The organism is Stenotrophomonas sp. YJH_SMC_119 (assembly GCF_059368315.1).
In genome coordinates this window covers 106137-132336 of record NZ_JCAFRP010000002.1, presented here as the reverse complement: position 1 = coordinate 132336, position 26200 = coordinate 106137, and the positions used below count along the sequence as shown (strand labels likewise).

General features: G+C 65.6%; 24 protein-coding genes and 1 tRNA gene. 12 read left to right on the top strand and 13 right to left on the bottom strand.

Annotated elements, in window-relative coordinates; all coding sequences use genetic code 11:
• Positions 1-11 precede the first annotated feature (11 nt).
• The gene (locus AC5P6S_RS04925; protein WP_005410188.1) at positions 12-404 is read left to right on the top strand and encodes a type II toxin-antitoxin system HicB family antitoxin; all 393 of its coding nucleotides are present in this window, start codon (positions 12-14) and stop codon (positions 402-404) included.
• Between the two features lie 146 nt (positions 405-550).
• Here the strand turns inward: AC5P6S_RS04925 and AC5P6S_RS04920 are convergent, their stop codons facing one another.
• The 3 genes from AC5P6S_RS04920 to AC5P6S_RS04910 all read right to left on the bottom strand — a co-directional run bounded on the left by AC5P6S_RS04920 (position 551) and on the right by AC5P6S_RS04910 (position 2646).
• Complete coding sequence (locus AC5P6S_RS04920) at positions 551-1561, bottom strand: restriction endonuclease (RefSeq protein ID WP_012480722.1); 1011 nt, start codon at positions 1559-1561, stop codon at positions 551-553.
• A gap of 237 nt (positions 1562-1798) precedes the next feature.
• Positions 1799-2290 carry a phasin family protein gene (locus tag AC5P6S_RS04915; RefSeq protein ID WP_012480721.1) on the bottom strand — a complete coding sequence of 164 codons (492 nt, stop codon included), beginning with the start codon at positions 2288-2290 and terminating at the stop codon, positions 1799-1801.
• A gap of 80 nt (positions 2291-2370) precedes the next feature.
• On the bottom strand, positions 2371-2646 hold the full coding sequence (locus AC5P6S_RS04910) for a polyhydroxyalkanoic acid system family protein (protein ID WP_005417302.1): 276 nt from the start codon (positions 2644-2646) through the stop codon (positions 2371-2373).
• Between the two features lie 125 nt (positions 2647-2771).
• Here AC5P6S_RS04910 and AC5P6S_RS04905 point away from each other — a divergent pair, with 125 nt between their 5' ends.
• From AC5P6S_RS04905 to aroA, 4 genes are all read left to right on the top strand, one after another.
• The gene (locus AC5P6S_RS04905) at positions 2772-3578 is read left to right on the top strand and encodes an FHA domain-containing protein (RefSeq protein WP_099527309.1); all 807 of its coding nucleotides are present in this window, start codon (positions 2772-2774) and stop codon (positions 3576-3578) included.
• 194 nt (positions 3579-3772) lie between these two features.
• Positions 3773-4858, top strand: coding sequence for a 3-phosphoserine/phosphohydroxythreonine transaminase (serC, locus tag AC5P6S_RS04900; protein ID WP_099527310.1), 1086 nt, complete (start codon positions 3773-3775; stop codon positions 4856-4858).
• A gap of 51 nt (positions 4859-4909) precedes the next feature.
• The gene (gene pheA, locus AC5P6S_RS04895; protein ID WP_099527311.1) at positions 4910-6115 is read left to right on the top strand and encodes a prephenate dehydratase; all 1206 of its coding nucleotides are present in this window, start codon (positions 4910-4912) and stop codon (positions 6113-6115) included.
• Between the two features lie 76 nt (positions 6116-6191).
• Entirely contained in the window at positions 6192-7499 is a 1308-nt protein-coding gene (gene aroA, locus AC5P6S_RS04890; protein WP_495204499.1) for a 3-phosphoshikimate 1-carboxyvinyltransferase, read from the top strand.
• Positions 7500-7710: 211 nt separating this feature from the next.
• On the opposite strand, the gene AC5P6S_RS04885 is transcribed toward aroA, so the two are convergent.
• Entirely contained in the window at positions 7711-8283 is a 573-nt protein-coding gene (locus AC5P6S_RS04885) for an energy transducer TonB (protein ID WP_495204498.1), read from the bottom strand.
• Positions 8284-8402: 119 nt separating this feature from the next.
• On the bottom strand, positions 8403-9041 hold the full coding sequence (locus AC5P6S_RS04880) for an energy transducer TonB (RefSeq protein WP_495204497.1): 639 nt from the start codon (positions 9039-9041) through the stop codon (positions 8403-8405).
• Positions 9042-9154: 113 nt separating this feature from the next.
• Between AC5P6S_RS04880 and serS the strand changes: the two genes are divergently transcribed.
• Entirely contained in the window at positions 9155-10435 is a 1281-nt protein-coding gene (serS, locus tag AC5P6S_RS04875) for a serine--tRNA ligase (RefSeq protein ID WP_005410178.1), read from the top strand.
• Between the two features lie 236 nt (positions 10436-10671).
• Here serS and AC5P6S_RS04870 read toward each other — a convergent pair whose 3' ends face one another.
• Positions 10672-11259: an FMN-dependent NADH-azoreductase gene (locus tag AC5P6S_RS04870; RefSeq protein ID WP_005413862.1), complete on the bottom strand. Its 588-nt coding sequence runs from the start codon at positions 11257-11259 to the stop codon at positions 10672-10674.
• Between the two features lie 127 nt (positions 11260-11386).
• Between AC5P6S_RS04870 and AC5P6S_RS04865 the strand changes: the two genes are divergently transcribed.
• Positions 11387-12379, top strand: coding sequence for a LysR family transcriptional regulator (locus AC5P6S_RS04865; RefSeq protein WP_495204496.1), 993 nt, complete (start codon positions 11387-11389; stop codon positions 12377-12379).
• 72 nt (positions 12380-12451) lie between these two features.
• Here AC5P6S_RS04865 and AC5P6S_RS04860 read toward each other — a convergent pair whose 3' ends face one another.
• Positions 12452-13798, bottom strand: a complete 1347-nt coding sequence (locus tag AC5P6S_RS04860) for a DUF7256 domain-containing protein (RefSeq protein ID WP_099527314.1) — start codon at positions 13796-13798, stop codon at positions 12452-12454.
• A gap of 150 nt (positions 13799-13948) precedes the next feature.
• Between AC5P6S_RS04860 and AC5P6S_RS04855 the strand changes: the two genes are divergently transcribed.
• Positions 13949-14038, top strand: a tRNA-Ser gene (locus AC5P6S_RS04855).
• A 95-nt stretch (positions 14039-14133) separates the two neighbouring features.
• On the opposite strand, the gene AC5P6S_RS04850 is transcribed toward AC5P6S_RS04855, so the two are convergent.
• The 3 genes from AC5P6S_RS04850 to acuI form a co-directional block, all read right to left on the bottom strand.
• On the bottom strand, positions 14134-16881 hold the full coding sequence (locus tag AC5P6S_RS04850) for a UvrD-helicase domain-containing protein (RefSeq protein WP_495204495.1): 2748 nt from the start codon (positions 16879-16881) through the stop codon (positions 14134-14136).
• A 107-nt stretch (positions 16882-16988) separates the two neighbouring features.
• Complete coding sequence (locus AC5P6S_RS04845; RefSeq protein WP_043034634.1) at positions 16989-17309, bottom strand: hypothetical protein; 321 nt, start codon at positions 17307-17309, stop codon at positions 16989-16991.
• Positions 17310-17455: 146 nt separating this feature from the next.
• Complete coding sequence (gene acuI / locus AC5P6S_RS04840; RefSeq protein ID WP_495204494.1) at positions 17456-18445, bottom strand: acrylyl-CoA reductase (NADPH); 990 nt, start codon at positions 18443-18445, stop codon at positions 17456-17458.
• Positions 18446-18546: 101 nt separating this feature from the next.
• On the opposite strand from acuI, the gene AC5P6S_RS04835 reads away from it, so the two are divergent.
• The 3 genes from AC5P6S_RS04835 to AC5P6S_RS04825 all read left to right on the top strand — a co-directional run bounded on the left by AC5P6S_RS04835 (position 18547) and on the right by AC5P6S_RS04825 (position 21263).
• A complete protein-coding gene (locus tag AC5P6S_RS04835) occupies positions 18547-18894 on the top strand; it encodes a winged helix-turn-helix transcriptional regulator (RefSeq protein WP_049449066.1) in 348 nt (115 codons plus the stop codon).
• A 151-nt stretch (positions 18895-19045) separates the two neighbouring features.
• Positions 19046-19909 (top strand): Smlt3025 familytype IV secretion system inhibitor, encoded by an 864-nt coding sequence (locus AC5P6S_RS04830; RefSeq protein WP_495204493.1) that lies wholly within the window; start codon positions 19046-19048, stop codon positions 19907-19909.
• A gap of 31 nt (positions 19910-19940) precedes the next feature.
• Positions 19941-21263, top strand: a complete 1323-nt coding sequence (locus tag AC5P6S_RS04825) for a Smlt3024 family type IV secretion system effector (RefSeq protein ID WP_495204492.1) — start codon at positions 19941-19943, stop codon at positions 21261-21263.
• Between the two features lie 110 nt (positions 21264-21373).
• On the opposite strand, the gene AC5P6S_RS04820 is transcribed toward AC5P6S_RS04825, so the two are convergent.
• The 3 genes from AC5P6S_RS04820 to AC5P6S_RS04810 form a co-directional block, all read right to left on the bottom strand.
• Positions 21374-21571 (bottom strand): hypothetical protein, encoded by a 198-nt coding sequence (locus AC5P6S_RS04820; RefSeq protein WP_005410142.1) that lies wholly within the window; start codon positions 21569-21571, stop codon positions 21374-21376.
• Between the two features lie 161 nt (positions 21572-21732).
• Positions 21733-23874 (bottom strand): TonB-dependent siderophore receptor, encoded by a 2142-nt coding sequence (locus tag AC5P6S_RS04815; protein WP_495204491.1) that lies wholly within the window; start codon positions 23872-23874, stop codon positions 21733-21735.
• Positions 23875-23948: 74 nt separating this feature from the next.
• Positions 23949-24593, bottom strand: a complete 645-nt coding sequence (locus AC5P6S_RS04810; RefSeq protein WP_495204490.1) for a TetR/AcrR family transcriptional regulator — start codon at positions 24591-24593, stop codon at positions 23949-23951.
• Between the two features lie 82 nt (positions 24594-24675).
• Here AC5P6S_RS04810 and AC5P6S_RS04805 point away from each other — a divergent pair, with 82 nt between their 5' ends.
• Positions 24676-26199 carry an FAD-dependent monooxygenase gene (locus tag AC5P6S_RS04805; RefSeq protein WP_049396604.1) on the top strand — a complete coding sequence of 508 codons (1524 nt, stop codon included), beginning with the start codon at positions 24676-24678 and terminating at the stop codon, positions 26197-26199.
• Position 26200: the final 1 nt, after the last annotated feature.

Below are 26200 nucleotides of genomic sequence, written 5' to 3'. Positions count from 1 at the left end.
TAGGAGGGCCCATGCGATATCCAGTCCTGATCGAGGCAGGCGATGAGCGCACCGCGTGGGGTGTGGTCGTTCCAGATCTGCCGGGGTGCTTCTCGGCGGCCGACACGCTTGATGATGCGCTCAGCGCTGCCGAGGAAGCTGCACTCGCCTGGATTGATGCGGCCCTGGATGAGGGGCGCTCGATTCCGACACCTTCCGCGCCACAGAAGATCGCCGCCGAGGCATCCAAGGACATCCGTTGGATTCTTGCGTACATCTGCATTGATCCGGCTCTGCTGGACGATACCATCGAGCGGGTCAATATCAGCCTGCCACGCCGGATCCTGGCGAGGCTGGATGCGCAGGCCAGAGCGGCGGGTGAATCGCGCTCCAGTTACATCGCCCATCTCGCGGCATTGGGCTGAGCTGGCGCCATGTGGAGCCGAGCCGATGCTCGGCTGCTGTTCGCGTGTGGCTCAACTCTGCAAAGGCATCCACGCGTGGCGTGGATCTACCAAGGGGTCGCGCATCGGGGTTCAGTAAATCCACGCCACGCGTGGATGCGGCCCCATCAGTACGTGGCGCACTGCCGCCAGCGCACCGGCTCATCCACGCCGGGGCGGGCGTTGAGCTGGATGCGCACGTTGCGCAGGGCGGGGTAGTGCAGCACTTCCTCGCAGACCTGCGGCCAGACCGCGTCCAGCTCGCCCGTGCGGTTGATCGCCAGCGTCTGCCGGGTCAGCCAGACCCCGCTGGCGATACCGGGCTTGCCGGCCAAGGCGCGGGACAGATCGGCCTGGAAGCGCTCCAGCGTGGCGGCATCCGGGTTGGGGTTGCTGCGCGCGTCGGCTGAGGGCGCGGCCGGTGCAGGCGCAGCGGCCGGCGGCGTGGTGGCGGGGGCCGGCGCCGGTTCGGGCGCCGCTTCAACCGCAGGTGCAACCGGCGCGGGGGTGTCCGCCACCTCGGCAACAGGCGCGGTGTCCTGCACATGCAAGCCTTGCAGGCTCAATCCCACCAGCAGGCCCAGCGTGACCGCGCCGAGCGCGGCAATGGCGATCCGGCGCAGGGCTTCATGGCGGGCGCTGGCACGCACACGGGTTTCGATTTCCGCCGGCAGGTAGGGCTGGAGCAGCGGCCACAGGCGCGGACCGTCCAGTACTTCTACCGCCTGCTTCTCGGCAGCGCTGCGCCCGTCGCGTTCCATCCGGCCTTCGGTCAGCAGCACGCCGCCCTTGGCGCCGGCCAGGCGCGCAGCAGCCCCCAGCTCGTTCACTGCGGCGGTGCCGATACGGTAGGCAAGGCCATGCTTGCAGGACACCAGCCACTGGTTGGGGCCGTCGCTGAGCAGGAAGTCGCTGCTCGGCTCGCGGGATTCCTCCGCCGGGTCATTCAGTTCACGCAGGCCGCGCTGTTCGCGCAGCATGCGCTTGACCAGTACCGAGAACTCGCGCCAGTGCATGCCGGCCAGCGCTTGCAGGCCAAGTTGCATCTCCTTCTGCCGCCGCTTGATCCACCACAGATAGACAACAGCCAGGGAACAGGTAAGCAGGGCCGACAGCAGGGCCAGGATCCAAGGGAGCATGCAGGAGGTGCGCGGAAGGGGCGAATGCGGAAGACGACAGTGTAAAGGTCGCACTATCCGGCTGGGTCAGGACGTTCCTGACAGGAAGCGTGATGGAACGCTCAGATCGGCATACGGCGAGCACGAAAAACCCGCCAATCCTGAAGCCGTGAGGGGAGGGAACAAACGGCAGCCGAAGCGATTGGCGGGTTGCTCGCGATTGTCAATCAAAATTTATTGCATTGCAACAATGGCCGGTCAGGGCACGCTGCCTGGCGACTGATGGCTGCCCGGTGCGGGTGCATCGGTGCCTGAGGCCGCACGGTTTTCCAGCTTGGCCAGCCGCGCGTGCAGGGCGTCGATACGGGCTTCCAGCGCGGTCACCTCGTCCGCAGTGGGGACATGCAGGCGCTTGAGCACGCCCTGCACCTGGTCATCGAAGGCCTTTTCGACCTTGTTCCAGGTGCCAGAGGCCTTCTCGCGGGCCTCATCCAGTGACGATTCCACGTTGTCGCGCCAGCCCGGGCCCTGTTCGCCGTGGCGTTCACGGCGGCGGGCCTCCCAGGCTTCGCCTTCCTTCACCAGGCCGTCGAAGAAGCGGCTGCCTTCGGCCTGTGCACGGCCAAGAGCGCCCAGGCCGGCCAGCCAGACCTGCTGCGCCGAGTCACTCAGCTTGCGCGAGAAGCGCTCGGCCTGGTCACCGAACGAGGCGTCGTCGTTGCGGCGGTCATCGTTTTCGTACTGGTTCATCGCACTTCCCGTGGGAGTTGGGCCTGCCCCGAGAGTAGCGCGCGATGGCGTTGCACGGCCGTGACGGCCGTCGCCGGGATTCAGCCCAGCTTTTCCTTCAGCACGCGCTGGATCTCGCCCTCGACCATGCCCTTCATCGCCGACAGCAGGAAGCCCAGCTTGGCGGTGACGCGCACGGCGCCCGGCTGCAGTTCGATCGCACCGTCCACGCCGCTGCCAGAGAAGTTGAGCACGTCGGCGGTCCAGGACGACTTCAGGCCGAAGCGCTCGGACAGCTTGGCGGCGACCTGTTCGATCGCGGCGCGTGCCTGCGCGTCGGGCAGGGCGTGGGCGTGACGGACATCGATGGTGGACATGCAGGCTCCTGGCGCCGGGCGGGGATGATCAATGAGGGCGAGCATTGTGCGCATCGAGGGCCGTCGCGCCAAGCACTCATCGCAGGTTCTTCTTCGTTGGCGGCCAACCTGCTAGGCTGCGCCGCGTGCAGAACCTGCTTGTTCACTTCAGTCAACAACAACAGCCCGACCAGCCGCTGCGGCCCGGGGTGCAACGCATCGTGCGCCAGGCCAACGGCAGCGTGCGGCTCGGCGACGCCGGCCACGGCGCCCTGCTGCTGGCGCAGTTCTGCATGGACGATCGCGGCCTGTGGCTGCAGGTCGGCAACGGTATCCGTGGCATCCACGTGAATGGTCGGCCGGTGCGCCGCATGGCGCTGCTGCGTGCAGGCGATGCGGTCTATGTGGACGGCGTGGAGATGGTGCTGCAGGGCGAGGTCGAGAGCCTGCTGCAGGCACCCGCGCCGAAGAACGACGATGGCACCGATGAGCAGCAGCGCCTGCTGCGCGGTGTCGGCGGCCTGCATCATGGCCGCAGCTATACGCTGTCGCGGGCACGGTTGATCGGCCGCGGCAGCGACGCCGACATCGCCATCGACGATCCGGCCTTCGCCGAACAGCACGCCCGCGTGGAAGTGCACGGTGATCGTGTGCTGCTGCGCGACCTCGGCAGTGCCGACGGCACCCGGGTCAACGGCGTAGCCGTGCGCCACTGCTGGCTGCAGGCCGGCGACCAGGTGGTGTTCGATGGCCAGCATCGTTTCGTGCTGGAAGTGCCGCATGATCCACGTCGGCGGCCGTTGCCGACCGCGGACGAGTCCGGCGAAGACGCGGAACAGGCGCCGGTGCTGCCGGTGACGCCGCGCAGGGTCCGGCGCTGGCCGTGGCTGCTGGCCAGCGCCTTGTTGCTGGCGGCAATGCTCAGCCTGCTGCTCTGGTTCGGCGCGCGGTGACGGTCGCGCGGTGACGGTAGTGCCGGCCGCTGGCCGGCAACCGCCGCCCCGAATCCATGAGGTTGCCGGCCAGCGGCCGGCACTACCCGGTCGCGTCGCCAATGGATTCCAATGAAACCAAATTTCCCTTGCGCCACAAGGCCGCAAGGCTGGTGCACTGCGGCATACTAGGGGTCTTGCCCCACAGGTGTGACATGACGCGCGCGTTCAACTTCAGTGCCGGCCCTGCGACCTTGCCGGAATCGGTCCTGCGCCAGGCGCAGGCGGAAATGCTGGACTGGCACGGGTCCGGCGCTTCGATCGTGGAAATGAGCCATCGCGGCGCGGAATTCATGTCCGTGGCTGCCGAAGCCGAGGCCGACCTGCGTCGCCTGCTCGACATCCCCGACGACTATGCGGTGCTGTTTCTGTCCGGTGGCGCCACCACCCAGCAGGCGCTGATCCCGCTCAACTTCGCCGCCCCGGGCCAGCGTGCCGATTACGTGGTCAGTGGCCACTGGGGCAAGACCGCGGTCAAGCAGGCCGGTGTCTACGTCGACGTCAACATCGCCGCCAGCAGCGAGGCCCACGGCTACCGCGAACTGCCAGCGCGTGCCGACTGGCAGCTGTCGCGCGATGCCGCCTACGTGCACATCACCGCCAACGAGACCATCCACGGCGTCGAGTTCCGTGATGTGCCCGACACCGGCAACGTTCCGCTGATCGCTGACTTCAGCTCGTCCATCGCCAGCGAGCCGCTGGACGTGCGCCGCTACGGTGTGATCTACGCCGGCGCGCAGAAGAACCTCGGGCCCGTCGGCATCGCGGTGATGATCATCCGCCGCGACCTGCTCGAGCGCAGTGGCCAGCCGCGCGCGGACATCTTCGATTACCGCTCGCACGTCGCCCGCGATTCGATGCTCAACACCCCGCCGACCTGGAACTGGTATCTGGCCGGCTTGGTGTTCAAGTGGATGCTGGCCGAGGGCGGCGTGACCGAATTCGCCAAGCGCAACGCCGCCAAGGCCGCGCTGGTGTACGGTGCCATCGACGGCTCCGGCGGCTTCTACCGCAATGAAGTCGCACATGCGGCCCGTTCGCGCATGAACATTCCGTTCTTCCTGCCCGATGCCGAGCTTGACGCCCGCTTCGTCGCCGAAGCCAGGGCCGCTGGCCTGCTGGCGCTGAAGGGCCACAAGGTGGTCGGCGGCATCCGGGCTTCGCTGTACAACGCCATGCCGCTGGCCGGGGCCGAGGCGCTGGTCGCCTTCATGGCCGATTTCCAGCAGCGTCACGGCTGAGCAATGAACGGCGCGCACCGTCGGGTGCGTGCCCCGCAACAGGGAATTCCGATGGCAAGCAGCAAATCCAGCAAGAAGGTGCCGAAGAAGGCCGAACCGGCCAAGGGCAGCGCCTCCACCAAGGCCAAGGGCAAGAGCACGTCCAAGGCTTCGTCGAACCCGGCGCCCACCCTGGCGCCGCTGGCGCTGGCCGATGTGCGCTCGAAGATCGACCAGATCGACCGCGACATCCAGAGCCTGATCGCCGAGCGCGCACGTTTCGCCCACCAGGTCGGCAAGGCCAAGGGCAAGCTGGCCGCTGCCGTCGACTACTACCGCCCCGAGCGCGAAGCGCAGGTGCTGCGGATGGTGGTGGATCGCAACGAAGGCCCGCTCAGCGATGAGCTGCTGGTGCACGTCTACCGCGAGATCATGTCGGCCTGCCTGGCCCAGCAGGAGCCGCTGAAGATCGGCTACCTCGGCCCGGAAGGCACCTTCAGCCAGCAGGCGGTGCTCAAGCACTTCGGCCGCTCCGCGCTGGGCCTGCCGATGGCCAGCATCGAGGAAGTGTTCCAGGAAGTGGAAGCGGGCAACGCCGATTTCGGCGTGGTGCCGGTGGAGAATTCGGGGCAGGGCACCATCCAGATCACTCTGGACATGTTCCTGACCTCCAACCTGAAGATCTGTGGCGAAGTGGAACTGCGCGTGCAGCAGTACCTGATGTCGCGCAGCGGCCGCATCGAGGACATCGAGCGCATCTACGCACACCCGCAGTCGTTCATGCAGACCTCGGCGTGGCTGCGCGCCAACCTGCCGAAGGCCGAGAAGATTCCGGTATCCAGCAACGCCGAAGGTGCGCGCCGTGCGCGCAACGCCGACGACGCGGCGGCCATCGGCGGCGAGAGTGCCGGCCACGTGTACGGCCTGAAGAAGGTGGTCACCAAGCCGATCCAGAACGATGCCGACAACACCACCCGCTTCCTGGTGGTGGGCCGCAACATCTTCCCGACCTCCGGCCACGACCGCACCTCGGTGCTGGTGTTCATCCATGACAAGCCCGGTGCGCTGTTCGACGTGCTCAGCCCGTTCGCCCGCCACGGCATCAGCATGAACCGCATCGAGTCGCGCCCGTCGCACCACGGCAAGTGGGAATACGGCTTCTTCATCGACCTGGCCGGCCACATCGACGACGCGCCGATGCAGGCTGCCCTGGCCGAACTGGAAGCGCACTCGGCGCAGATCAAGGTGCTGGGCTCCTATCCGGTGGCCGTGCCCTGAGTGCTGCTGCGGCGGCCCTGGCCGCCGCTCCCTGATGCATCGCCGGCGCTGCCGGCGTTTACGGAATGATCGAACGATGAGCAACGCGCAACACTGGATCGCCCGCAAGGGCCAGCCGCTGCAGGGCAGCCTGACCATTCCCGGCGACAAGTCGGTCTCGCACCGCTCGGTGATGTTCGCCGCGCTGGCCGATGGCACCTCGCATATCGAAGGTTTCCTGGAAGGCGAAGATACCCGCGCTACCGCGCGCATCTTCAGCCAGCTGGGCGTGCGCATCGAAACCCCCAGCGCGTCGCAGCGCATCGTGCACGGCGTCGGCATCGACGGCCTGAAGGCGCCGGATGCGCCGCTGGACTGCGGCAACGCCGGTACCGGCATGCGCCTGCTGGCCGGCCTGCTGGCGGGCCAGGCGTTCGACTGCACGCTGATCGGCGACGAGTCGCTGTCGGGTCGACCTATGCGCCGCGTCACCGGCCCGCTGTCGCAGATGGGCGCGAAGATCGACACCCAGGATGACGGCACGCCGCCGCTGCACGTGCATGGCGGCCAGACGCTGCATGGCATCGACTTCGCCTCGCCGGTGGCCAGCGCGCAGATCAAGTCGGCGGTGTTGCTGGCAGGCCTGTACGCACAGGGTGAAACCAGCGTTGTCGAGCCGCACCCGACCCGCGACTACACCGAACGCATGCTGTCCGCGTTCGGCGTGGACATCGAATTCTCGCCGGGCAGTGCGCGCCTGCGCGGCGGCCAACGCCTTCGTGCCACGGATATCGTGGTGCCGGCCGACTTCTCGTCTGCGGCGTTCTATCTGGTGGCTGCCAGCATCATTCCGGGCTCCGAGCTGCGCCTGAAGCAGGTTGGCCTGAACCCGCGCCGCACCGGCCTGCTGCACGCGCTGCGCCTGATGGGTGCCGACATCACCGAAGAGAACCCGGCCGAGCAGGGCGGTGAACCGGTGGCGGACCTGGTGGTGCGCTATGCCCCGCTGAAGGGTGCACGCATTCCGGAAGCGCTGGTGCCGGACATGATCGACGAGTTCCCCGCGCTGTTCGTGGCGGCAGCTGCTGCAGAAGGCCAGACCGTGGTGAGCGGTGCAGCCGAGCTGCGGGTGAAGGAATCCGATCGTCTCGCAGCGATGGCGACCGGCCTGCGCGCGCTGGGCATGCAGGTGGACGAAACTGAAGACGGTGCCACCCTGCATGGTGGCGTGCGCCTGGGCAGCGGCACCATCGAAAGCCACGGCGACCACCGCATCGCCATGGCGTTCGCCATTGCCGGCCAGATCAGTGACGGCGAGGTGCGCATCAACGACATCGCCAATGTCGCCACGTCCTTCCCGGACTTCGACGGCCTGGCCCGCAGCGCCGGATTCAACCTGGTCTGATCGTCACTGCATCCGCCGGGTCATGCCCGGCGGATCGCAATGCCCGGTAGGTGCCAACCTTGGTTGCACGCTCACATCTCCCGGTAGGTGCCAACCTTGGTTGGCACGCACACATCTCCCGGTAGGTGCCAACCTTGGTTGGCACGCTTTCCCGCATAAAAGGACGGAGGCCGAAGCCTCCGTCTAAACATCACGAACCCCTCGTCCGCGATCAACGCTGCTCGGTACGGAAATCCACCGGGACCCGCACCACGCTGGCGACGGCACGGCCTTCGTGCATCGCCGGCTGGAACTTCCAGTTCTGCACAGTGCTCAGCACCGCGCGGTCCAGATCGCGACTGCGCTCGCCGCTGCGCGAGACGATCGCAGCGCTGGCGACATTGCCGCGGGTATCGACATTCAGGCTGGCGATCACGCTGCCCTGCACGCCGCTACGCAGCGCGGCGGCGGGGTAGGTGGGCATGCGGTTGCTAGCCAGCGGGCGGGCTTCACGATTGCGCACTACCGGCGCGGCCTTCCGCGAAGCAGTAGCCGGGGTTGCCTGGCGCGCGGCAGGGGCCGCTGCATCCGTCACCGCGGGCTGCTCAGGGGCCGGCAGCATGCGCTCACCGACCGGCGCCGGTGCCACGTCTTCCTGGTTCGAATGACGCAGCCAGAGCAGGGCGCCGGCAAACATCGCCACGATCAGCGCGATCCACATCCAGGGCGACGTGGGCTTGTGCTGCGCGCTTGAATCCTGCGGCAGCTGCGGCGAATGAAGGTCTTCGTGTGTGGTGGCGGTCATCGCAAACTCCTTCCGTCAATGGACGACGTGGGCAGTGTTGCCCGAGCCACGGACGGGAAGTGTCAGCGTTGCGTCAACGCCACCGGCAGGGTTCAGTTTGCCTGCCGGGAAGTGTTCAGTTACTGCGTCTTGAAGTCGAACGGCACTTCAATGCTGCCGGGTACGGCCTGGCCGTTGCTCTGCGCCGGAGTGAAGCGCCAGCGGCGCACAGCGTCGGTGGCGGCACGGTCGAGCTCGCGTGAACCGCTGCGCTGGATCACCGTGGCGTTGTTCGGATAGCCGGTGGCGTCCACGTCCACGCGTACCACCACCGTACCGGTTTCACCGGCGCGCAGGGCGGCGGCGGGATAGGACGGCGGCGGCGACTGGCCGGCAATCGGCATCGGCTGGCTGTTGCCGGTGGCCGCCGGCGCAGGGCCCGGTGCAGCCGGGGCCGCTTCAGCCACGGGCGCGGGCGGCGGCGGGGCCGTTTCCACCAGCTTCGGCGCTTCTTCCTCCACCGGTGCCGGCTTGGCATCGGGCATGTCGCTGGAACCGGCGGCAGCGGCCAGTGGTTCCGGCAGGGGCTCGATCTGGGCGGTTTCCTGCGGGGTCTGGGCAGTCGGATCGGCGCGGAAGAACTCCTTGTCGCGACCGGTCAGCCAGACCAGCACGAACAGCAGTACGCCCACGCCGAAGGCGATGCCGGCGATCTTCAGGGCGTTGCGCGGGATATGCACAGTGAACGACTTGGCGGACGACGAGCGGGGTGCAGACATGGACCGGACCAGTACGGAATGGCTCGATTCTGCCACGGCGGGAATGAACCGGGCGGCAGAAATCCGTATAACAAGCGATAATCCCATCCCTGATACCCACCACGACACCTGCCATGCTTGATCCAGCCCTGCTCCGCCACCAGCCCGCCGACCTCGCCGAACGCCTGCGCACCAGCCGCGGCTTCGAGCTCGACGTGTCTGCCCTGGAGTCCCTGGAGGCTGATCGCAAGCGCATCCAGGTGCGGACCCAGGAGTTGCAGAGCCTGCGCAACAGCCGTTCCAAGGCCATCGGCCAGGCCAAGGCCAAGGGCGAGGACGTCTCGGCCATCATGGCCGAGGTCGCAGCCTTCGCCGACGAGCTGAAGGCCTCGGAAGTGGCGCTGGACGAGCTGCGCGAGAAGATCGAAGCGATCTCGATGGGCATCCCGAACCTGCCGGCCGATGACGTGCCGGCCGGTGCCGACGAGAACGACAACGTCGAGCAGTCGCGCTGGGGAACCCCGCGCCAGTTCGATTTCAAGGTGCTCGACCACGTCGAACTGGGCGCCCGCAACGGCTGGCTGGACGGCGAGACCGCGGCCAAGCTGTCCGGCTCGCGCTTCACCGTGCTGCGCGGCCCGATCGCGCGCCTGCACCGTGCGCTGGCCCAGTTCATGGTCGACCTGCACACCGGCGAGCACGGCTATGAGGAAACCAACGTGCCGCTGCTGGTCAACGCCGATTCGCTGCGCGGCACCAGCCAGCTGCCGAAGTTCGAGGACGACCTGTTCAAGACGGCCGTGGGCGATTCCACGCGCTACCTGATCCCGACCTCGGAAGTGCCGCTGACCAACATCGTGCGCGACGAGATCGTCGACGCCGAACGCCTGCCGTTGCGCATGACCGCCCACTCGATGTGCTTCCGTGCCGAGGCCGGCAGCGGTGGTCGCGACGTGCGCGGCATGATCCGCCAGCACCAGTTCGAGAAGGTCGAGCTGGTCTCGATCAGCCGCCCGGAAGACAGCGATGCCGAACACCAGCGCATGACCCGCTGCGCCGAAGTGGTGCTGGAAAAGCTGGGCCTGCCGTACCGCAAGGTGCTGCTGTGCACCGGCGACATGGGCTTCTCTGCGGTGAAGACCTACGACCTGGAAGTCTGGCTGCCGTCGCAGGAGACCTACCGCGAGATCTCCTCGTGCTCGAACTGTGGTGATTTCCAGGCCCGCCGCATGCAGGCGCGCTGGCGCAACCCGGCCACCGGCAAGCCGGAACTGGCGCATACCCTGAACGGCTCGGGCGTGGCCGTCGGCCGCGCGATGATCGCGGTGATGGAGAACTACCAGAACGCCGACGGCAGCATCACCGTGCCGGAAGCCCTGCGGCCGTACATGGGCGGACTGGAAACCATCGCCTGATTCCCTGATCGGGCGGGTGCCATGCTTGCATGGCACTGCTGCGGCTCGGGTGGGTGCCATGCTTGCATGGCACCGAATCCACGAATGGCGTGGATCTACTGACGCAAAAAAACGGCCCCGCAAAGCGGGGCCGCCAGGGTGGGCCGGGATGGGGGAGGGGATCCACGGCCCGCGTTCAGCGCCTCGACGAGGAGAGAGCGGCGCCGAACGCTGGAACGCTTATGCAGCGACGGCTTCTATGCAGCGACGGCTTCGACCACTTCGTGCGACGGCAGGGCTGCCAGTGCACCGGCAATGGCGTCTTCACGGTGCTGCGGCGAGTAGGCGATGCCCTCGGCGCGCACGAACTCGACCTCGTTGATGCCCATGAAGGCGAACACCTGGCGCAGGAACGGCTCCTGGAAGTCGGCCGGCGAGTCGGTGTAGATGCCGCCGCGGCTGCTGGCGATGATCACCCGCTTGCCACCGGCCAGGCCCACCGGGCCGTTCTCGGTGTACTTGAAGGTGCGGCCGGCCACGGCCACGCGGTCGATCCAGGCCTTCAGCGTGGAAGGAATGCTGAAGTTGTACATCGGCGCGCCGATCACCACGATGTCGGCCTCCAGGAACTGCTGCATCACCTGTTCAGCATCGGTCGCCTCGGCGGCATCGGTCCTGGCCAGCGAGCTGCTGCGCAGATGCGGTACCGGATTGGCGTCAAGATCGCGATAATCGACCTGCAGGCCATCGATCTGGCCCGTGAAGCGGGCGACCACGGCGGCCGACAGCTGGCGCGAGACGGAATTGTCGCCAAGCACGCTGGCGTCGAGATGCAGAAGCTTCATGGCAGTCACCTATGTTCTGGAGGGAAGGGGCGGGGTGGCCCCGCCGACGGAGAGAACGATAGGTTGTTGCAAAGGCGGGATAAAGGTGATTGAATGCCACGTATTGTTCTAGATATGGAACTCGGGCATGCATGACCTGAATGATCTGTACTACTTCGCGATGGTGGTCGACCACGGCGGATTCGCCGCCGCCGAGCGCGCCTTGGGTATCCCTAAGTCGCGACTGAGCCGCCGCATCAGCCAGCTGGAAACCGACCTGGGCGTGCGCCTGCTGCAGCGCTCCACGCGCCGTTTCGCGGTCACCGACGTCGGCACCAGCGTGCACCGCCATGCGCAGACGATGCTGGCCGAGGCCCAGGCCGCGCGCGAAGTGGTGGACCGGCTCAGCGCGGAACCGCGCGGCGTGGTCCGCGCCAGCGTGCCGGTGTCGCTGGCGCAGATGCAGCTGCCCAAGCTGCTGCCCAAGTTCCTTGAGCAGTACCCGAAGGTGCGCCTGCAGCTGAACATCAGCAACCGCCGCGTGGACATCATCAACGAAGGCTACGACGTGGCCCTGCGCGTGCGTTCGCGCCTGGACGATGACGGCAGCCTGGTGATGCGCAGCTTCGGCCAGGTGCAGGAACTGCTGGTGGCCAGCCCGAAGTACCTGGACCGCGCCGGCCGGCCGAAGGATCCGGAAGAATTGACCCAGCACGTCACCCTCAGCATCAGCGAAGACGAAGCCCGCCAACGCTGGGAGCTGCACGGGCCGGAAGGCGAAGTGCGCCGGGTCGACCTGCAGCCGCGCGTGGCCGGCTTCGACTTCCCGCTGCTGCAGAGCATGGTGAAGGACGGTTTCGGCATCACCATGCTGCCGGAAACCGTGTGCGCCGACGCCGTGCGCAACGGCGAGCTGGAAGTGGTGCTGCCGGACTGGTCGCTGCCGCAGGGCGTGTGCCATGCCGTGTTCGCCTCGCGCCGCGGCCTGCTGCCGGGGGTGCGCGTGTTCATCGACTTCCTGGCCGAACATCTGCCGCCGCAACTGGAGGCCTCGCGCCTGGATTGCGGTGGCGCCTGTGAAAAGGCCAAGGAGCGGATCAAGGCCAGTGCGCTGGGCGCGTTGGCGGTGGACGCGGGCTGAGGGCTGCTGCACCGCTTCCGTGAAGAAAAGCCCCGGCGACGTTCCGGGGCTTTTTGCTTCAATGCGACGGTGTCATCCGCACGCCCAGTCGATCTTCATCTGCTGCAGATCCAACTGTGCGTTGCCGCCACCGAAATTGAAGCCGCCAAAACCCTCCTCGAATTCGAGGTAGTAGGGGCCGAACTCAGGGTAGCCCTGCTGGGGCTGCATCGTTCCGCCGAGGTGAGCAATGGAATCCCAGCGACTCAGGTTCAGTTCCTCACCGCGCTCGCTGAATGCTTCGATGTATCCACTGATGGCGCATTCGCTTTCCCGCTCCCGCGGTGACCTCCCAACGTTGGGATCGTCAGCGCGGATGCCTGTGCTGACCGGCAATGCAACGGCCTCGCTGGAGACGCCTCCGATTCCTGCGCCCGGGATGACGGCATTTCCGTTCCTGGTGTACAGCCATCGCTCGTAGAAATAGCTCGCGTAGTCCTGCCCGATCCAGCTCGGAGGGGCATCCAGCAGGGCTGAATTCAGCTTGGGCGGCAGGCTCAGCTCGCCATCAAACTCCTGCTGGGTAAGCCAGATGGCGCAGAATTGCGTTCCAAGGATGTCTTCCATGCTGTGGCTGTGCGCATGCTTGGCCTGGCGATGCTGCCAGAAGGGAAGCAGGTCGCTACCCTCTGGCGGGGTTGTGGAAAGGGGAGAGGCGAAGTACTTCGCGATTTCCTCGACGGTGCAGAGCTCCTCCTGCTGATCGTCGACGAACAGGGAGAGAGCAACCAGCTCATTTCCCTTGGTTCGGTACTCCGAGGGCAGGTGCAGCGTAAAGGCGTGCCGCAGCGGGTGCCCGTTGCTGGAACTCAAAGGCCATTGTTCAGCGGTGATGCCTGGAGGAAGGCCCAGCGTCCAGCCTCCGGCCCATTCGCTGCCCCGGCCTGCTTTGGGGAGCACGCGCTGGGGGCCAAGCGCTATGTCAAAGGCCTTGGTCAACGTCGGATCGAATATGGGCGATGCAGGCTCACAGTAGGTGGCGTTCGGGTTCTCTAGACGAATGCTCTTTACCGTGTTGTCCCGCGTGTTCACGTTCGCGGCCACCTGCAATCCGTCATCCGTGATGAAGCCGTAGGTCGCCCATCCCTCGCATGCGTCCTCTGGCTCTTCCGGCAGTACAGCGAGACGAGGAGTGTTGGCGAGAGCGTCGCCGATGGCCATGCCCGTACGCAGGCCCTCGACCAGCACCGTCTTGGGCATTGAACAGGCGAAAATGACGTATCCAATGACTCGATCGCTATCCAGTCGAACGAAGACGTCCTTGCTCAGGCAAGTCAGATGACCTTGTTCATCCGGCTCCTTCCATCGGGCGCCCAGAAGTTGGGCCAAGGCGCCTGAAGGCATGCCCGGGCGTATGTTCAGGAGGCTGGAGTTGTCCATGCGGGTGGAACTAGAGGGAATTGGTCACTCTAGCCAGCCGGGGCGTGGGAAGGCTATCGGATTAGTTGCAGATGGACGTGGCGTAGGGGTCTTGGGCAAATCGCCCGGCCGTGCGAGAATGCGTGCCCGGCCAGCAGGCTGGGCCGATGCGGAGAGATGGCCGAGCGGTTTAAGGCACCGGTCTTGAAAACCGGCGAAGGGTTAAACCTTCCGTGGGTTCGAATCCCACTCTCTCCGCCATAACGCGAACGCCCCGGAAGGGGCGTTTTGCATTTCGGACAAGGTCCACTTGAACGCCCGCACAGCGGGTTGCAAGAGATTCCACGGGCCCATTCCTAACGCCCAACCTTCGGCTTGTTTTGGCACAACGGGTAACTGGAGCACGACCGGAACGCCCCATGCGGCCCATTGCGGTCCACGAACACGCCGACCTTGCACACCGGACAGCGCTCTTCGTGGATGGCCGCGCCTGAAATCGCGGTCACTTCCACTGCGCCGTCCTTCACCAGCTCGTCCAGGAACGGCGAACGCTTCCCCTGTAGGGTGAACATGGCCACCGAGCGTCGCGCACGCGTCAGCGCCACATAGAACAACCGCCGCTCTTCGCTCAGCGGGTAGGTATCACCCTCCGGCATTGCCAGGGAAAGGACCGGGTCATCGGCGCGCAGGCTCGGGAAGCTGCGGTTGACCATGCCTGGCAGGATCACATAGTCCGCCTCGCGTCCCTTTGACCGGTGGGCCGTGAGGAACTCCACGTCCATCGTGCTGCCGAAGACTGTCTTCCAATCCGAAGGCATCGCGCTGCGGTCCGCGCGGTAGCGGCCCAGGATGAAGACCGTCACGCGTCCCTTGCGCCCTTGCGGCACCGCCCCGGACAGCAACTGCTGATGCAGCTTCGCAAGGTACTGGCGAACGCCATCCTGCAGCTCCTCGCGACGATTCATCTGGAACGCTTGCAGCACTGGCCCCATTGCCGGTGCGGCAGAACGAACCGCCTTGGCAATCTGCGCTGGATTCCGGCTGATGAAGCGGCTGGACGCATCGCAGAGCGCCTGCGGGCAGCGGAATGTCTGCTCCAGTTTCAGCACCTGGCCATGGCCCATCCACTCGCGGAATCCGGTCATCACCGAAACGTCGGCACCGGCGAAACGATTGATCGATTGCCAGTCATCGCCCACCGCAAACAGATAGCGGCCGGGGCGGCTGACCAGGGCACGGCAGAGCCGGGCGCGGGCGCGCGAGGCATCCTGGAATTCGTCGGCCATCACCAGTTCGTAGGGCGATTCATAGCGGCCCTGTTCCAGCAGTCCGGCCGCCATGTTGAGCATGTCTTCGAAATCGATGCCGTGCTCGTCAGCCAGTGCGTTGTCCCAGGCTTGGAAAACAGGGCTGGCGATTTCCAGGAAGCGCCGATGCCGTTCCTTGAACTGGTCTTCGGGCATCTGTCGCAGGCGCTCGGCCATATCGTCCAGCGTCAGGCAGTTGCTCTTGGCATGGGCAATGAAGGTGCGCATCAAGCCGATCAGGTCCGCGTCCGGCATGGGCTTTGCGCCCTGCTCGGGCAGCTCGCGGTCGGGGTTGGGGTCGAGTACGACACCGGACTCGCCAAGCCTCTCCGCCATATCCCGCAGGGCGTATCCACTGCGCAGACCAAACGAGGTGGTTTCAACAAGGGCGGTGCCTCGTGCCGCATGCTGTTGACGCTTCCAATGCATACCTTCGGCGTAGTCGGGAAGCTGCTCTGGCGCCTGGCCATCCGCATCCAGCGAGAAGTGCTCGTGATACAGCCCGGCGTGCGGGTAATAGAAGTTGGGGCGATACTGGCAGTGGGTGTCTGTCGCAGTATCGAACTCGTAGCGTCGCTCGTAGTCGTACGTCACGCCGTTGTAGAACAGCCAGTCGGCGATCACGCATTCTTCCAGGCTCTTCACCCGCTCACCCTGCAGGGTGCGGATGTAGGGCGTGCCATCGCGGTCGTAGCCATCGGCCTCCATTTCCGCGCCGAATGCCGGCAGGTCGCGCCCGAACACCAGGCGGAACATGTCCCATTGGGTGCGGAAGTGGATCGAGCGATCCTTCAGGTCGTCCACCAGTTCGGCCAGCTTGTTGAAGCCCAGCGTGGCGTCAATGGCCCATTCGGGGATGTCGGGCTTGCGGCCGGTGGCGCTGGCGATGATGGCCAGGCCCAGGGCGTGGAAGGTCCGGGCCTCAACCACGGTGTTGCCCATGCCGAGTCGATCGAAGGTTCGCTGCGCACGCTCCTCCAGTTCCTTGGCCGCATCCTTGTTGAAGGCGAGCATCACGATGCGTTCGGGCTCGACAAAGCCGCGGTCAATGGCATAAGCGGCCTTGGCGACCATCGTGGAGGTCTTGCCGGAGCCGGCCGCGGCCACGACCTGCACCCGATTGTCGAAGCAGATGACGGCGCGGGCCTGTTCCTCGGTCAGCGGCTTGCTCTCGACACGGCCCAGGAAGCCCCTGGCCAACACCAGCTCGCGCAGGGTCATGGCCTCATTGGCTTCGGCCCAGGCAGCGGGCCAATCCAGGTTCCAGTCGCGCAGGGCGTCCAGCGCTGCGCGATGGCTGTCCGCATGCAGATCTTCATGCACGTCTTCATCGCGGAACAGCTGCTCCAGCTCAGGCGGCTGCAGGGGCAGGTCTGAGCGCTTCGCCAGCAGCGCCTGCTGCTGCTCATGGGTGATCCAGCGGCGGCCGGCACCGCCACGATCGATGAGGGCATCCGCGTCGCTCAACCAGGACTGGATCTGCTCCAGAATCGTGTCGAACAGGGCCTTGCGTCCACGCGTGGTTCGCGCAAAGAGCAGGTGCTGCAGGGCCCCCGCAAGCCGGGACGCTGGTCCGTTGGGGAGCCCGTCCACGCACAGCCCGGCAGCATCGCCGGTCTGCAGTTCGACCCGTGACCAGAAGACCCCTCGATGGACCTGCACCTGCTGATCATCATCCACGCGCAGCCGGTACTGCTGGCCGGAGACACTGAGTTCAACGTACTCGCCATCAAGCCGCAGCGACCAATGGGGCGAACGGGTCAAGCGTCGGCCCCAGCCCGAAGGGCGCCATTCCATAGACATCCAGATACTGCCCCGCAAGCCTCAGTGGGGCGTACAGCGCCCCCAGGCCCACATGATAAGGGCCCTTGAAGATGCGTGCGGCCTTGCCCGCGGGCACGCCATCACTCGTAGGCGCGCTCCTGCTTCGTCGGCGGTACTTCCACCACATCACCGCGTCGGATCAGCTCGTCCAGATCCACCGCCGAAGCGGCCAGGGCATCCTGCGCATTGAAATCCCACTTGTCCTTGTACTCGCGTGCCAGCAGGTCGCAGACCGCTTTGGCACGTGGATAGGCATCGTCCTTGCCCTCGTTCTGCTTCAGCGCATCGCGATGGATCTGGCACAGCATGAGCTGGTGCGCATCCTCGGCGCGCTCGCGCTCCCAGGTGATGTCGGGCAGGCCCGAAAGCGCAGCGGCAAGTGCGAACGCGGTCATTGGCATGTCGGGTGTCCAGGCAGCGATGGGAACCCGAGCGTATGCGAGCGGCAGTGGCTTGGGGACACCACCGCCCGCGTCGTTTCACTGCATGTTCACCATTCGCCGCAGCATGGAAGCTGCATCAGATGCAGTTGATCCAGACTATCTCCTCACGCATTCACATCCACGACAATCCGCCCACGCACCTTGCCCGGGATGATCTGGTCGTAGACGTCCAGCACCTCGGCAAGCCCGATCAACTGCACGGTACTTTCGAGCTTCTGCGGATCCAGGTCGGTGGCAAGCCGGTCCCACGCGCGCTGTCGGATGTCCTGCGGCGCATTCACCGAATCCACACCGGCAAGCGTCACGTTGCGGAGAATGAAGGGCAGCACCGAGCCATGCAGCTCATCACTCTGCGCCAGCCCGCAGGCGGCCACGGCGCCTCGGTATTTCGTCTCGGCAATGGCGTTGACGAGGGTAGGGCCACCGGCCACATCCACCACCCCGGCCCAGCGTTCGGCGCTCACCGGCCGCTCGCGCGGTTCTGAAAGCCGCGCGCGGTCGATGATCTCGGCGGCACCCAGGCTGTGCAGATACTCGGCGTGTTCAGGGCGCCCGGTGGCGGCCACCACGCGATAGCCCAGCTTTGAGAGGATCGCCACCGCGATCGAACCGACGCCACCGTTGGCGCCGGTCACCAGCACATCGCCCTTTTCGGGCGTCAGCCCCGCATGTTCGAGGGCCAGTACGCACAGCATGGCGGTATAGCCTGCGGTACCGATGGCCATGGCGTCGCGGGTGCTGAAGTTGCCCGGAATCCGGTTGAGCCATTCGCCCCGCACGCGCGCGCGCTGGGCCAGCCCGCCGTGATGTCCCATGCTCAGGTCCCAGCCATTGAGCACAACGCGGTCGCCTGGCTGGAAGTCGGCTCTACTGGATTCCAGCACCACACCTGCCAGATCGATGCCGGGAATGAGCGGGAACGTCCGGATGACCGGACTCTTGCCGGTCAGGGCGAGCGCATCCTTGTAGTTCAGCGTGGAGTACTCGACGTCCACCAGAACGTCGCCGTCCATCAGATCGGCTTCATCAAAATCGACCAGCTCGGTCGAAACCTGGTTGTTCGTCTTGCGGGTGAGCAGTGCTTTGAACGTCATGCTGGGCCTCACATTCAAGGAATGGGGTCATGCTAGGCTCGCACCGTTATCGCAACAAGAACGATGATTTTCCGTAGGTACTATGGTTTTCCGGAGTATGCATGCGTAGCAGGCGTTGGGACGGCAAGAGCGGTTGCGCGGTGGAAGTCACGCTGTCGGTGATGGGCGGCGTGTGGAAGCCGATCATTCTGTTTCACCTGATGACAGGCAAGCGACGCTTCATGGAGCTGACGCGGCGTGTGCCCAACGCCACCCAGTCCATGCTGACCAGCCAGCTGCGGGAACTGGAGGCTGACGGCGTGGTGATCCGCCACGTGTACCCGGAAGTGCCGCCGAAGGTGGAGTACGAGCTTTCCGAATTCGGCCGCACGCTGGTGCCGGTGCTGCTTGCCATGCGCGAGTGGGGTGAAACCTATCGCGGCCATAAAGGCACGGACAGCGACGGCTGAGACCTGGAGTGGAGTGCCGAAGCAGCATCCGCAGTACTGCCGGCAGCGTATGTGGAGCGCCGCCTCATTTCATGAAGGGCTGCGATGCGGTTCCTGTTCCGTGGACGCCCGGTTGCCTATAGTGGCGCTGGAACCCTGCAATGGAATGCCCATGCACGTGATGTCCCCCAGCCGGTGTCTGACGCTTGCACTTGCCGTTGCAGTGAGTGCCGGCGCCTGTGCGCGGCCACCGTCCAACGAACACGAAAGGAATCCCGCCATGTCCGGCGCAACCCAGACCGGCCGCACGATCAACGGCCACACCTATACCGATGCACCCGTGGACGTGAAGCTCGGGCCGAATACCTTCCGCATTCCAGCCAACTACCTGGACAGCCAGATCGCACCGTGGCCGGGCGAGGGCGTGACGCTGGTCATCGAGTGGCCGGACATGAAGCCGACGGCGCCGGGTGCGCGGGCGAATCCGCGTACGAATGATTTCCGGAAGGAGATTCCCATTCGGATCAACTACGTCGATCGCGTTCCCGTCGAAACACTGCTTTCAAGGCTGTCGTCAAATGAAGCCATCACGGAGGAGGGCTCTGTGGAAAGGGAGGACCCCAGGGACCGTCTCGATCAACGCGTTGCAAATCCGCAGACCTTGGGCCTGACGCCCTATGCAATCGATGAAGCGAAGATGGTGGTGTACGCGAAGAAGTATGAGGCGCGGTACGGGAAGCCGCCTGTGCGCAATCCCGCCTACGAGAGAGACTGGTACATCGCACGCCAGGGCGATGGTCGGATCAGCTCGTTCATCAAATGTGACGGCGAGGAATTCCGACGCGACGGCGTGCGGCTGGAGGGGCGCGAGGTGATCAGTGAGCCCGGGGAAGTGGCAGCGGGCTGCGTTCATTACTTCGTGGACATCGACAACAAGCTGTCCGTCAGCCTGGACTACAAAAGAGCGTTTCTGAAGGACTGGAAGCGCATGGAAGAGGCCCTCAGGGACGTCATCGCGCGCACCCGGTCCAAGTGATCGGTGATTCAAGGAAGTGAAGGGGTAGGGTATGAGTGGATTGACCGAGCGAGATCTGAGCGTCCTTGGCAGCTATGCCAGAGACGGTAACCGCGAGCTTTACTGGAACTACCTGTCGCAACTGCCGGGAGCCGATGGATACGGGACACTGGCACTGGGTGTTGTACGCAATGACAGCCTGCCGGGACGCGTCGCGAACACCTATGCACAGGACTACGCGAAGAGCCAGCAGGAAGAGGGATCCCGATTTCCAAATGCACAGTTGACCGAACGGCAATGGGAGTCCTTTGGGCAGACGCTGCTAGAAAGAGATCTTGAGTTGCGGCAGCAGTGGATGAACGAGCGCCGCCCAGACCTGGCACTGAATCTTCCCGGCAAGGATGTGATGCTGGCTCACGACCGTGCATTTGAACGGCATGAACTCGATCCCAACTGCTGGACGCCGCGCGTGTTGCTGCAGGCGGCTGAGCAGAAGAGCGGCCCCGCGAAGCTGGAACAGATCTGGACCAACATGCTCAACAATGACTACGCCGGAGGCCCGCGTGTAGGCAACACCAGCGTCGATGCCATCAGCCAGATGGGATGGACGAAAGGCGGCCAGTACCTCACCCGGTTGAGCGTGCTGGAAGCCACCCAGGCCCTGGAAGGGCGCTCGGCGGTCGATCCGAACGTCATCGGTGGCAACAGCTACTACGCGATGTACTTCGAGGCGGACAGGAAATGGGCCAGCATCAGTGCGGGCGGCGGTCACATGTCGCTGCGCGAGATCACCGATCCCTCACGTATCGCCGAACTCAACGACGCGCGCGAGGTTCGTCTGGAGCGCCTGGAGAAGCGAACCCAGTTCCACCCGGACGACCCATATCGGACCATTACCCGCAGCCCGCTGACCGCAGCGGTGGACGACGTGCCGGATCCCTCACAGGCGCCGACCCGTCTGGCCGACATTGGTCCTGGCCACCGTGAGTACACATTGCTGCAGCAGGTGCGCGAAGGCGTGGCCGCGATCGATGCCAGCGCGGGACGTACCCACGATGAGAACAGCGAGCGTCTTGTGGCGAGCGTGATGGCCTTGGCCCGCCGCAACCAGCTTGAACGCGCCGATCACGTGCTGCTGAGCGCCCAGACGGCCGACGCTCCCGCAGGGCGGAACGTGTTCGTGGTGCAGGGCGAGATGACCGACCCCGCCCACCTGCGCGCTTCAATGCCCACGGATATAGCAGTACAGACGCCGGTTGCGCAGTCGTTGCAGCAGATGAAAGCGGTCGACCTGGATCGCCAGCAGACTGCCGCGCAACGCCAGCAGGAAATTGATGTGCAGGCGCGCGAGAACCATGCGATGCGGATGGGATGAAATCACACCGCCAGTCGCGTATGGAACCTTTTCAGTAGTAAGGCGCAGCGCCTGCCAGCCAATGCCAGCCCCCGAAATGGGGGCCGGCACGCATCACGGCAGTGCGTGGCTTACGGGATGGTGCAGCCGCTGTTCCGCAGGCAACGAGCAAACGCCGGGTAACAGACTTTCTCGCCATTACCCGCCGCCAGGCACGCGTCATACGCGGTATAGCAAGGGGTACAGCGGGACTGCGCGGAGGCACTGCCGATTCCCAGGGTCAGTGCAGCAGCCGCAATAGCAACAGACAGCTTGAATCCAATCTTCATGCTTCACTCCGTTGATAGCCCTCCTTGGGCAACGGCAACGCTACAGGCGGAGGAGATCGTGCACAAGTGACTGGAAGTGCCGACGGTTTCGGACACGCGTGGACCAGTGCCAGGCAACGATCTGCTTGCCGGCAGTGGATCAGCGCTACACGTGCTTCCGGTCAGAAGCTGTAGGCCGCCTGCACATACACCCGCCGTGGATCGCCGGGGAAATGCCCGTTGCGTTCAATGAAGCCACTGGCCGCGTACACCTTGTCGAACAGGTTCTTGACGTTGGCCTGGAACTGCCACTGCCTCCACGTGGTCTTCCAGCTCACGTCGAACACGGTGTAGGCCTTGACCGTCTGCCCATCCAGGCTGACGCGTTCGCCGACGTGATCGGCGCCAAAACCGATGGCGGAGTTGATCGCCGGCAGGTCATAACGCGTCCACAACCCCAGCTTGTTGCGCGGCGCATTGGCGAATCGGTCGCCTGAGGCGTTGGTGATGCCATTCGGTTCGGCGTCCTTCACCCGCGCATCGTTGTAGGCGTACGTCAGATTCAGCACCCAGCGCTCGCTGAGGTCGGCCAGCAGGTCAAGCTCCATGCCGGTGCTGCGTACCAGGCCCAGCGCGGCCAACTGGTTCACGCCACCGATCACCTCGCCGGTGGCCTGCACGATGTTGCTGCGGTCGATCCGGTAGACCGCCATGTTCAAGGCCACACGGTCGGCCAGCAGCGACTTCATGCCTACTTCCCACTGCTTGCTGCGCTCGGCATCGAACGGTCCGCCAGCGGCCGGGTTCTGGTTGGCGGCACTCTGCGGCACGAAACCACTGGCGACGTTGGCGTAGACGTTCAGGCCCTCGCGCACGGTGAACGTGCTGCCCAGCCGCCAGCTGAGATCGTTGCCATCCACACTGTTGCCAGTGATGCGATCCTCATCCTTGAAGCCATCCCAGCGCACCCCGGCCAGCAAATGCCAGCGCGGGCCCAGTACCAGTTCGTCCTGCAGGTAGCCGCCATGGCGCTTGCTGCGGGTGGATGTGCTGCGCCAGGGCAGGGCCGCCAGGTTGTAGTCGTGCCAGGTACTGGCGCCGTACACGGGATTGAACAGGTCGATGCCGCGCACCGGCCCGGCGCCACGCGCAAGGTCAGCGCTGTTCGCGGTCTGTGCGGTGAAATCCGCATCCAGCTGGTACACATCGGCGCCGAACAGCACCTTGTGCTCAACCGTGCCGGTGGCCACCCGCCAGACGGCATTGCCGTTGGCAGTGAATGCTTCGTTGTCGCGTATCTGGTTGCGCAGCTGGCGGGTCATCCACTCGGCCACGCCATCGCGGTCACGATCGATCAGGCCCATCGGCTCGTGGTACATCTGGTGTTCGTTGTTGCTGAACCAGCGGGCGGCGAAGTCCAGGTCCAGAGTGTCGCTCGGCGCGAAACGGTACTGCGCCAGCGCCACTTTGGCGCGCATGTCGAGGAAGTCGCTGGCCTCGTTGTGGTTCCAGCGGCGGTCGGTCAGGAACGTGCCTGCATCGTTGACCGGCACGCCACGCAGGCGGTTGCCGCCAAGGTTCTGGGTGATGTCGGTGAACTGCAGCACCAGCTCGCCGGTCTGGCCAACGTCGAAGGCCAGCGAGGCGTCGCCGATCACGCTCTCGCTGTCGGTGTTCCAGCGCACGCCCTGTTCACTGTCGGCATAGAGCCCGGCGCGATAGCGTACGCTGCCGGCGGCATTCAACGGCCCGGTACCCTCGATCGATCCGGCACGGAAGTCCTTGTCGCCGAGCTGGACCTCGATGCGGCGTTCGTCGCTGGCTTTCGGCTTGCGGGTCACGTAGTTGATGACACCGCCCGCATCACCCCCGCCATACAGTGCGCCTGCCGGCCCCTTCAGCACTTCCACGCGCTCGATGTTGAACAGCTGCGGCACCGAAAATCCTGCGTACGGGTCGCCGCGCAGGCCGTCATACAGCACGTTCTCCTGGCGGAAGCCGCGCAGGGTCACCCCGGCATAGCTGAAATAGCTGATGCCGCTGATGCTGCGATAGAGGTCGGTCACCTGGCGCGCGGCCTGGTCGTCGATCAGTTCACGCGGGATGACCTGGATCGACTGTGGGACCAGCTCCAGGGGGGTATCCGTGCGGGTACCGACCGCGGCATCGTCTACCCGATACAGCGTCTGTGCACGTCCGCGAACCTCGACCTTGTCCAGGTCCTTGGGCGTGGTCGTCGAGGGCTCGGCAGCATGGGCAAGGGCGGCCAGGGGCAGGGTCAGTGCCAGGCAGAGGCTGCGCTGCAGGGGCGTGGAAAGGGGCATTGGGGGAGGGTCATGTGTCTGCAAATGAGAAAGATTAGCATTTGCAACACTTCGAAGCCCATCCCCCGAATGCGCTATGGACGCGCGCCGGGATCCGTATACGGGGTACCCGCCAGGGCCACCAGCACCCCGGTGGCACCGCGCACGATCAGCTGCAGCATGGCCTCGCGCGGGTCCTCGTGCTGAAGCTGGCTTGCCAGTCCTTTCTCATAGGCCGCCACCATCGACGCCAGCAGCATGGCCGCGCCCAATCGCGCTTCGGCGTCATGTGCTGGCCGGCCGACAGCGTCGGCCATCAATCGCGCCAGATCGTCAGTTAACTGCGCCTGCAGGCGTCGCGCGTGCGCGACCAGTACCGGGCTCTCGGCCACGGTGCCCCAGAAGGCGGCAGCGCCGGTATTGATGCGCAGCAGCGGATGGCCGGCCTCCAGCAACTCACGCGCGAGTGACTGGAAGGCCGCGAGCGGGGTCATGGCGCTGCGCGCCATCATGCCCTCGCGCAGCAGCATGCGCGCCTCCTCATCGCGATCGAACACCAGGTCTTCCTTGCTGGCGAAGTAGTTGAAGACCGTCTTGCGTGAGACGCCCGCGGCTTCGGCGATCTCGGACATGGAGACGGCCTCGAAGCCGCGCCGGATGATCAGCTCGGTGGCGACGTCCGAAATCGCTTGTCGGGTCTCGGCCTTGCGTTGTTCGCGACGACCAGGGGGCGGGGTCATGGGCGGTTCACTTGTTAAAACGTACACCGAGTGTAACATTTGGGCCGCCAGAGCGCCGACCCGGCGCTCACAAGGAATCTCCATGCTGTACGACGTTGTCATTGCCGGTGCTGGCCCGGTTGGCTTGTTCCTGTCCTGCGAACTGGCCCAGGCCGGGTGTTCGGTGCTGGTTCTGGAACAGGCCGGGTCCGCTGATTCGCCGTTGAAGCGCCTGCCATTCGGGCTGCGCGGCCTGAACGCCCCCACGCTGGAGGCACTGGATCGGCGCGGCCTGTTGGACGCGGTCGCCGCGACACAGGTCCTCAAGCCCGACAAGGGCGCACCGCCGCCCGGCACCGCTCATTGGCTGGCGCAGCCGCGTGCGCTGGGTGGGCACTTCGCGGGTATTCCATTTGCACTGGACGATGTGGACCAGGCGCGCTGGAGCTGGCGCCTGCCGACACCGGCGGGCACCCAGATGGCGGTGGAGTTGCAGGCCCTGGAAGCGGTGTTTGCCGAACGTGCGGCTGCGCTGGGCGTGCGCATCGAACGCGGGCGTGCGGTACAGGCGGTGGATGCGCACGAGGCGCAGGTTGCCGTGCACACCGGCTCCGGCAGGGTCCACGGCCGCTGGCTGGTCGGTTGTGATGGGGCCCGCAGCACGGTACGCAAGCAATCGGGCTTCCTCTTTGCTGGAACCGGGCCAGAGTTCACCGGGTACACGCTGCTGGTCGAACTGGCAGATGGGTGTGTACTCACACCAGGCCGACAGTTCACCGATCACGGGATGTGCAATTTCAACCCGCCAGGCATGCTGGCGCTGGCCGATTTCGATGGTGGCGCCGGCCATCGCACGCCACTGGACCGGCACACCGCGCAAGCGTTGCTGCGGCGGGTGTCTGGCTGCGAGGCAACGATCACTGCATTGCACCTGGCCACGACATGGACCGATGCTGCGCGCCAGGCGACGGCCTATCGCAGCGGACGTGTGATGTTGGCAGGTGATGCCGCGCACATGCATTCGCCGTTGGGCGGCCAGGGACTGAACCTCGGCATCGGCGATGCGATGAACCTCGGTTGGAAGCTGGCCGCCGTGGCGCGGGGCAAGGCCGATGAGGCGCTGCTGGACAGCTATCAGGCTGAGCGCCATCCGGTGGGCGCCAAGGTGCTGGACTGGTCGCGCGCGCAGGTTGCGCTGATGCGACCCGGGGCCGGTTCGCGCGCACTGGCAGCGATCATGGCCGACCTGGCCGGCACCCGCGATGGGGCCACGTATCTGGCCGAGCGGATCTGGGGTGTTTCGCAGCAGCTGGATCTTGACGGGGACCACCCGCTGGTCGGCAGGAGCGCGCCGGACTTCCGGTTGGTCGATGGCCGCCGCCTGGGCGAACTGCTGAGAGCGGGGCAGGGGGCGCTGCTTGTTTTCGACCCGGCGTCTTCGCCGCCGCAGCATGGCCAACGCTGGCAGCCTTCCATCGCCTGCGCCGCAGATACCGGGGATGTGGCGTCGGGCCTGGGGGCGGTGCTGGTGCGCCCGGATGGCATCGTTGCCTGGGCCTGTGGCACACGGGGGGATATGTCCGGCCTCGATTCAGCGCTTGCTTCCTGGACCGGTCCGACCCGGTGAT